Source organism: Variovorax sp. 20P10.2.4 (assembly GCF_058244205.1).
Genome location: NZ_JBZAYE010000335.1, coordinates 1 through 7,938 on the forward strand (window position 1 = coordinate 1; position 7,938 = coordinate 7,938).

At 71.3% G+C, this 7,938-nt stretch carries 8 protein-coding genes and 1 pseudogene; 2 read left to right on the forward strand and 7 right to left on the reverse strand.

From position 1 onward, the window contains the following. From AC27VN_RS25755 to AC27VN_RS25780, 6 genes and pseudogenes are all read right to left on the reverse strand, one after another. Positions 1–97: pseudogene (locus AC27VN_RS25755) on the reverse strand (3-ketoacyl-ACP reductase); the annotation flags it as partial. Beyond that, positions 94–1,485 carry a transaminase gene (locus tag AC27VN_RS25760; protein WP_490878358.1) on the reverse strand — a complete coding sequence of 464 codons (1,392 nt, stop codon included), beginning with the start codon at positions 1,483–1,485 and terminating at the stop codon, positions 94–96. The gene AC27VN_RS25760 and the pseudogene AC27VN_RS25755, both read right to left, overlap by 4 nt. Continuing rightward, the gene (locus tag AC27VN_RS25765) at positions 1,482–2,156 is read right to left on the reverse strand and encodes an HAD-IA family hydrolase (RefSeq protein ID WP_490878359.1); all 675 of its coding nucleotides are present in this window, start codon (positions 2,154–2,156) and stop codon (positions 1,482–1,484) included. The genes AC27VN_RS25760 and AC27VN_RS25765 overlap by 4 nt, the downstream gene beginning before the upstream one ends. Continuing rightward, complete coding sequence (locus AC27VN_RS25770) at positions 2,153–3,397, reverse strand: Tm-1-like ATP-binding domain-containing protein (protein ID WP_490878360.1); 1,245 nt, start codon at positions 3,395–3,397, stop codon at positions 2,153–2,155. Before AC27VN_RS25770 ends, AC27VN_RS25765 begins: the two co-directional genes overlap by 4 nt. Further along, on the reverse strand, positions 3,394–4,764 hold the full coding sequence (locus AC27VN_RS25775) for an aminotransferase class III-fold pyridoxal phosphate-dependent enzyme (protein ID WP_208511774.1): 1,371 nt from the start codon (positions 4,762–4,764) through the stop codon (positions 3,394–3,396). Before AC27VN_RS25775 ends, AC27VN_RS25770 begins: the two co-directional genes overlap by 4 nt. Further along, complete coding sequence (locus AC27VN_RS25780) at positions 4,761–6,203, reverse strand: NAD-dependent succinate-semialdehyde dehydrogenase (RefSeq protein ID WP_490878361.1); 1,443 nt, start codon at positions 6,201–6,203, stop codon at positions 4,761–4,763. The genes AC27VN_RS25775 and AC27VN_RS25780 overlap by 4 nt, the downstream gene beginning before the upstream one ends. 136 nt (positions 6,204–6,339) lie before the next feature. Here AC27VN_RS25780 and AC27VN_RS25785 point away from each other — a divergent pair, with 136 nt between their 5' ends. Continuing rightward, complete coding sequence (locus AC27VN_RS25785) at positions 6,340–6,837, forward strand: MarR family winged helix-turn-helix transcriptional regulator (RefSeq protein WP_490878362.1); 498 nt, start codon at positions 6,340–6,342, stop codon at positions 6,835–6,837. Between the two features lie 5 nt (positions 6,838–6,842). Here the strand turns inward: AC27VN_RS25785 and AC27VN_RS25790 are convergent, their stop codons facing one another. Continuing rightward, positions 6,843–7,322 carry an SRPBCC family protein gene (locus AC27VN_RS25790; protein ID WP_490878363.1) on the reverse strand — a complete coding sequence of 160 codons (480 nt, stop codon included), beginning with the start codon at positions 7,320–7,322 and terminating at the stop codon, positions 6,843–6,845. A 177-nt stretch (positions 7,323–7,499) separates the two neighbouring features. Between AC27VN_RS25790 and AC27VN_RS25795 the strand changes: the two genes are divergently transcribed. After that, the coding region (locus AC27VN_RS25795; protein WP_490878364.1) for a hypothetical protein at positions 7,500–7,938 on the forward strand (439 nt) is incomplete at its 3' end.

Below are 7,938 nucleotides of genomic sequence, written 5' to 3' on the forward strand. Positions count from 1 at the left end.
CGGCGAAGGCCTGCGCGATTGCGGCGCCGATGCCGCGCCCGCCGCCGGTGACCAGCGCGACCTTGCCCTGCAGCCCGAAGGGATCGTTGCCGCTCATGCGCTGCACTCCCGCGCGAAATCGGCGAAGGCCGCATCGTGTTCGTCCACTTCGCGCCCGGTGGTGCCGGGGCAGCACAGCATCATGTTGTGGAAGGGCGTGATCAGCACGCCGCGGTTCATCATGTAGAGGTGCAGCAGCGCCTCGAGCTCGCCGTCGCGCGTGCGCCGCACGTCGGCGGCGTTGCGCGGCGCATCGGGGCTAAACAGGGTCTCGACGCGCGCGCCGACCTGGGTCGCGTGCCAGGGCAGGCCGGCCCTGGCGATGCTCGCGTTCACGCCATCGGCCAGCCGCTCGGCGAGCACGAGCATGCGCTCGAAGGCCTCGGGCGTCAGCACCTGCGACAGCACCGCGCGCATCACGGCCACGGTGAGCGCATTGCCGGCCAGCGTGCCGCCGAAGCCGGCATGCGCCGACTGCCGTTGGGTCGGATGCAGCTTGGGCAGCACCTGCCACACGCGCTCGGCGGTCTCGGCGCTGAGGCCGAAGGCCGCGGCGGGAATGCCGCCGGCGATGGCCTTGCCGATCACGAACATGTCGGGCGCGAGGCCGTGCGCGCGCGTGTAGCCGCCGGGGCCGCTCGAGATGGTGTGGGTCTCGTCGATGACCAGCAGGGTGCCGGTCTCGCGCGTGAGGCGGCGCAGCGCATCGTGGAAGCCGGGCGCGGGCGCGATCATGCCGTAGTTGGTCATGGCCGGCTCGGCCAGCACGCAGGCCACGTCGCCGGCGCGCAGCGCGCGTTCGAGCGCGGGCAGGTCGTTGAACTCGACCACGGCCGACAGGCGGTCGTGCGGGAAGCCGTTGGGGTGGATGTCGTTGCGCATCGCGACCGCGCCGTCGCGCAGCTCGACGTGCGCCTCTTCGACCGAGCCGTGGTAGCAGCCCGAGAACACCAGCACGCGCGGCCGGCCCGTGACCATGCGCGCGAGCCGGATGCAGGCGCGGTTGGCGTCCGAGGCCGAGGTCGTGAGGTTCCAGTAGGGCAGGCCGAAGCGCCGCGCGAGTTCCTCGCCGACCCAGGCCGCGTCGTCGGTGGGCAGCATCAGCGAGCTGCCGATGCGCGCCTGCCGCGCCAGTGCCTCGACCACGGCCGGGTGGCCATGGCCGCACATGCCGCCGGTGTCGCCGAGGCAGAAGTCGGCATAGCCGTGGCCGTCGACGTCGACGAAGCGCGCGCCGTAGGGCAGCTTCGCGTCCTGCACGTAGAGCGGCCAGCCGCCGATCCAGCGGCGCATCCAGTGCGAGGGCGCGCCGTAGAGCCAGGCCTGCTGGCCTTGCGCGAAGAGTTCGCCGGATCGCGCATGGGTGCGTGCGTAGCGCTCCTGCTCGGCGCGCATCAGGACCTGCACGCGTTCGCGCGGCACGGTGGGTTCGAAGGTCGGGGTCATGGTCGTTGCGAAGAGGAAGAGGGGATGCCGAGCAGCGCGAGAGCCTGCGCGTAGCTCGCGGCGGGCTGCATCACGTCGAAGTGCACGCAGCGCAGGCCCACGCGCTCGGCGCCGGCGATGTTGCGCAGCTGGTCGTCGACGAACACGCAGGCCTCGGGCGGCAGGCCGAGTTCATCGAGGCACTGCCGGTAGGCGCGCGCATCGGGCTTGAGGATGCCGGTGTGGGTGGCGTCGACCACCACGTCGAAGGCCGCCATGAAGGGCAGGCGGCGGCGGAAGTCGGCGCCGTAGAACAGGTCGAGCTCGTTCGAGAGGATCGCGAGCCGGCAGCCCGCGCGGCGCGCGGCCTCGATCGCGGCCAGCGCCTCGGGCCGGATCGCGGCTTCGGGATCGGCGCCGCGCGCGCGTTGCACGAAGGTCTCCATCGCGTCCCAGCGCTCGCCCACCAGCGCACCGACCTCGCGCGTGCGCGCCATCCAGTAGTCGCGCTCCGAGAGCTTGTCGGCCTGCATGTCGCGCCACAGCGGATCGCTCGCGAGGTCGAAGGGGCCGCGCCAGGTCAGCGTGCCGCGCGGCAGCGCGAGCGCTTCCTCGGTCAGCGCATGGGTCTCGAACAGCGTGCGGCTGATGACGCCGCCGAAGTCGAGCACCAGGGCTTGCGTTGTGCTCATGCCGGCCTCCCCGCGGGCACGGTGCCGTCGGCGACCCAGGCATCGAACACCCGCAGCGCGGCCTCGCAGAAGGCGGCGTCGTTGATGTGTGCGTCGAGCTCGATCAGGCGCGTGGCGCCGACACTGTCGCGCAGCGCGGCGGTGAAGGCGGCCAGGCCTTCGGGATCGTGCAGCGGCTCGCCGGGCCGGTCCCAGCCCTCGATGCCCTGCAGCGGCAACAGCACGCAGGTGGCGCCTTCCGCGCGCGCCAGGCGGCTCGCGATCTCGGTCGCCACGCCGCGCCGGAATTCGGGCGCGCTGAGCGCCGAGGCCAGCAGCCGGTTGTGCGTGTGGGCCGGCCGGCCTTCGAGGCCTTGGGGCGTGGGCTGCCAGGCCGGGAAGTCGAGCATGTCGATGGCGCCTGGCGCCACGATCTGCGGCGTGCCGGCGCGGCCGGCGCCGAGCAGCCGGTCGGGCCCGGCGGTCACGCAGGAGCCGCCGAGCTGGTTCGCCAGTTCCTGCAGGCTGAAGTCCATCACGGCGCAGAAGCGACCCTCGGCGGCCAGCGCCTCGAAGGCACGACCGCCCATGCCGGTGGTGTGGAACACCGCGACCTCGTAGCCGCGCGCCTCGAGCGCGGGCTTGAGCGTCTTCATGTAGGTCAGCGCGCTCGAGCCCAGCGAGGTCATGCCGACCAGCGGCCGTTCGAAGGCCGGTGCGCGCGCCTGGCGGCAGGCGCCGAGCACCGCGCCCGCGGCCTGGCTCAGCGCCGAGCGGCACAGGCTGTTGAGGCCGTAGAGGCCACCGGCCCACAGCACCATGATCAGGTCGGGCGGGATGCGTTCGGGCGGCAGCAGGTGCGAGTAGGCGATGGTCGAGACCACCACCTTCGGCACGCCCAGCGGCAGCGCCTGCGCCACCTCGAGCGCGAGGTCGGTGCCCATGGTGCCGCCGAGCGCCAGCAGGCCGTCGATGCGGCCCTCGGCGTGCCAGCGCGCGGCCAGCCTGGCGGCGCCGCGCGCCATCAGGGTCATGGCGCTGTTCTCGTCGCCGCTGGCCGCCACCTCGGCCACGCTGCGGCCGGCGGCCGCGGCCACTTCGGCATTCGTGATCTCGGGCACGAAGGGCGCGCCGTCGAGCACGCCCACGTCCATCACCGCCACGCGGCCGCCGCCGGCCTCGATGCACTCGCGCATGAACAGCAGCTCGGCGCTCTTGGTGTCGGCGGTGCCGATCAGCAGAATGGTCGGCACCTTGCTCACAGCGTGGCTTCCACGTCGGCGAAGGCGCCCTCGAGCGCATCGACCATGTAGTCGACCTCCTCGCGCGTGATGACCAGCGGCGGCGACAGGATCAGGTTCGGGCCCGAGATGCGCACCATCAGCCCGCGCCGGTAGGCCGCCTGCGCCACCTTCGCGGCGATCGGGTTGCCGCGCGGCAGCGTGGTGCGCGTGGCCTTGTCGGCCACCATCTCGATGCCGAGCATCAGGCCCATGCCGCGCACGTCGCCGACGAAGCTGAAGCGGTCGACGAAGGGCCGCACGCGCGCCTGGAAATGCGCGCCCACGCGCGCCGCGTTGCCGGGCACGTCGAGCGCCTCGATCTGGTCGAGCGTGGCGAGCGCCGCCGCCGCGGCCACCGGATGCGCGCTGTAGGTGTAGCCATGACCCACCGCGGCCTGGCCCGTGGGGTCGTTGAGGAAGACCTCGGCCACCTTGGCGCCGATGGCGGTGGCGCCCAGCGGCACGTAGCCCGAGGAGATGCCCTTGGCCAGGCACCAGAGGTCGGCCTTGACGTTCCACAGCCGCGTGCCGAACAGCGCGCCGCCGCGGCCGAAGCCGGTGACGACCTCGTCGGCGATCAGCAGCACGCCGTACTTGTCGCAGATCTCGCGCACGCGCGGCCAGTAGTTGGGCGGCGGCACGATCACGCCGCCGGCGCCCTGGATCGGCTCGGCGATGAAGGCGGCCACGGTGTCGGGCCCCTGGAACTGAATCTCGCGCTCGAGCAGGGTGGCGCAGATCTCGCCGAGTTCCTCGGGGTCCTGCGTGTAGGGATTGCGGTAGAGCCACGGCGTGTCAACGTGGAAGCAGCCGGGCAGCAGGGGCTCGTAGGCGCGGCGGAAGTTGAGGTTGCCGTTCACGCTCATGCCGCCGAAGTGCACGCCGTGGTAGCCCTGGCGCAGCGCGATGAACTTGTAGCGATCGGCCTGGCCCTGCAGCTTCCAGTACTGGCGCGCGAGCTTGAGCGCGCCCTCCACCGCGTCGGAGCCGCCGTTGCTGAAGAACACCGCGGCCACGCCGTCGGGTTCCATCGTCTGCACGATGCGCTTCGACAGCTCGATCGCGCGCGGATGCGTGGTGCCGCGGAACACGTTGTAGAACGGTAGCTCGTCGAGCTGCGCCACGATCGCGTCGCGCACCGCCCGGTTGCTGTGGCCCAGGTTCGCGGCCCACAGGCCGCCGACGCCGTCGAGCATCTTGTGGCCGTCCACGTCCCAGATCCAGCAGCCCTGGCCGCGCGCGACGATGTCGGGCTTGCTCTTCTGCATGGCCTGCGGATGGGCCATGGGGTGCCACAGGTAGCGGGCGTTGTCTTCCTTGAGTGCGTCGATGTCTGTCGTTGTCATGCGGGGACTCCCACGGTGATGGTCTTGAGTTCGGTGTAGTGCAGCAGGCCCTCGGCGCCCATCTCCTGCCCGATGCCGCTCTGCTTCCAGCCGCCGAAGGGCATCTCGGGCTGCGAGACGCCGAAATGGTTGATGCCGACCATGCCGGCCTCGAGCGCTTCGCCCAGGCGGTGCGCGGTCTGCAGGTCGCGCGTGAAGGCATAGGCGCCGAGGCCGTAGGGCAGGGCGTTGGCGGCGGCGATGGCTTCGTCGAGCGTGTCGTAGGGCTGCAGCACCGCGATCGGGCCGAAGGGCTCCTGGCGCATCACGCGGCTGTCGTCGGGCGCATCGGCGATCACCGTGGGCTCGAAGAAGTAGCCGGGCCGCGCGATGCGCCGGCCGCCGCACAGCAGCCGCGCGCCGCGGTCGACGGCGTCGTCGACGAAGCGCTGCATGTCCTCGATGCGCCGTGCATGCGCGAGCGGGCCCATCTGCGTCGCGGGATCGGTGCCGGCACCGATGCGCAGCGCGCGCGCGGCCTGAACGAAGGCCTCGGCCCATTCATCGAAGCGCGCGCGCGGCAGGTAGAAGCGGATCGGCGAGGCGCAGACCTGGCCCGCGTTGCGGAACTTGGCGGCGATCGAGTTCTTGAGCGCGAACGCGAAGTCGGCGTCCTCGCAGACGATCACCGGCGCGTGGCCACCGAGCTCGCCCGTGAAGCGCTTGACGTGGCGCGCCGCCTGTTCGCCGAGCAGCTGGCCCACCGCGATCGAGCCGGTGAACGAGACCTTGGCGATCGCGGGATGGTCGATGAGGAACGAGGACACCTCGGCCGGATCGCCGCACACCATGTTGAGCGCATCGGGCGGCACGCCCGCGTCGAGGAAGGCGCGTACCAGCAGCATGCAGGTGCCCGGCGTTTCCTCGGCCGGCTTGATGACCACGCTGCAGCCCGCGGCCAGCGCGCTCGCGAGCTTGCGCGTCGGCAGGTTGGCCGGGAAGTTCCACGGCGTGAAGGCCGCCACGGGGCCGACCGGCTGGCGCGTGACCGCCTGCGAGAGGATGCCCTCGACGCGCGGCGGCACCAGCCGGCCGTACAGGCGCTTGGCCTCCTCGGCCTGGAAGTCGACGATGTCGGCCGACAGCGTGACCTCGCGCAGCGCCTCGGCCAGCGGCTTGCCCTGCTCGAGCGTGAGCACCTGGGCGATGGTCTTCGCCCGGTCGCGGATCGTCTGCGCGGCGGTGCGCAGGATGTTGCAGCGCTCGAGCGCGCTCTTCGCGCGCCAGAGCGCGAAGCCGCGGCGCGCGGACTCGGCGGCCTGCGCGAGTTCGTCGCGGCTGGCGAGCGGCAATTGCGCGAGGGTGGTTTCGGTGGCGGGATCGACGACGGCGCGCTGGCCGCCTGCGGTCTGCGTGCGCCATCGGCCGGCGATGTGCAGGGCGAGTTCGGGATAGTCCATGCCGCGACGATAGGGATCGCACCCCATGCCGCGTTATCGAAAACTGGCAAACCTCGTGCGTCCATCGTCGCTGTGTGGGTGCGATGCATGAACGCGTTCCTATACTGTCCGCGCCCTTCACCTCCTCGCTCGCACCGTGCCCCGTTCACGCAACTCCTCGCCGCCGCGCTCGATCGCCGATGACTTCGACCTCGAGACTTTCCTGCCGTTCCAGCTCTCGGTGGTCGCCAATCGCGTGAGCCAGTCGGTGGGCCAGGCGATCGCCGGCCGCTTCGCGCTGCAGATCCCCGAGTGGCGCATCGTGGTGGTGCTCGGTAAGTACGGCGCGCTGTCGGCGCTCGAGATCGCGCGCAAGACCAGCATGGACAAGGCACGCGTGAGCCGCGCGCAGCATCGGCTGGTCGACCTCGGCCTGGCCAACATGCACCCTTCCGCCGAGGACCGGCGCAAGGTCATCGTCTCGCTCGAGGAAGAAGGCCTCGCGCTCTACCGCGACATGGTGCCGCTCGCGCACGACACCGCGCAGCGGCTGTTCGCGCATCTCTCGGCCGACGAGCGGCGCGTGCTGCAGACCATCGTGCAGAAGCTGTTCGACAGCACCACGGGCTTCGAGCCCAGCGGCGAGCTCGAGTAGGCGGGTTACAGGCCCTGGAGGTAGTGGGCCTTCTGCGCGGGGTAGTAGTCGCCGAAGGACGGCAGCGCACGGCCCTCGCGCGCGGCGACCAGCATGTCGAGGTAGTACTCCCAGCCCGGGCCCACCTCCGCCGCGAGCGCCGGATCGTCCAGGCGTTGCACGAAGCGCAGCGTGGTGATGTCGTCCTGCTGCGCCAGCGTCAGCTCGAGGCGCCACTCGCCGAACTCGTCCACGGTCGCGACCGCGAGGCGATGCGGCGCCTCGCAGGCATCGATCCTCAGCTCGGTCCAGGGCTGGTCCTTTTCGTGCACCAGCTGGAGCCGCACGGTCATGCCCTGGCCGGCCTCGCCTTCCCAGGGCCCGAACCAGAGCGCGGTCTTCTCGGGCCTCGTGACGCTGGCCCAGACGTCGTCGATGGGCGCGCGAAACCTGCGCTCGATGATCAGGTCGTTTCCTTGAAGCCGGCCGGTGGCTTGGGGGCTCATGCAGTCTCCTGGCGTTCGTGGATCGCCACGCATTCTCTTCGGGGTGCGCGGATCCGATGGAATTCAGGCCCGGGCGCCGAGGGTTTCTCCCGGTGCTTTGAGATCGTTGTCAACGAAACAATCTGGTCTGGAGATTGCTTCGGTCCAGGGGATCCCCCGTCCCCGTGGATATCCGCCATGAACTGCCAGACCGCCTCCACCCCCCGCCTTCCCATCGAGCGCTGGACCTTCACCACGCACGACATCGACGCCTATGCCAGCAGCCAGAGCGGCTGGCACCTGGAGTGCGACATGCTCTCGGGCGGCAGCTTCGCGGGCTTTCTCGACCACGTGCAGCTGCCGGGCCTGCGGCTGGTGCGCGAGACCACCAATCGCGCGCTGCGCCAGCACGGCGAGATGAATCCCGAGTGCTGCGGCTTCGCGCTGACCTGCCGGCAGGAGGGCGAGGCGCGCTTCTCGGGCCAGCGGCTCGACACCGAGTCGGTGATGGTCGGGCGCTGCGACGAGCTCGACCTCTGCAGCCCGCCGGGCTTCGAGCTGATGGGCATCGTGGTCGACAACGCGCTGCTGCAGTCGCTGGCCGAGCGCCTCGACGAGCGCGGCCCGCCGGCCTGGC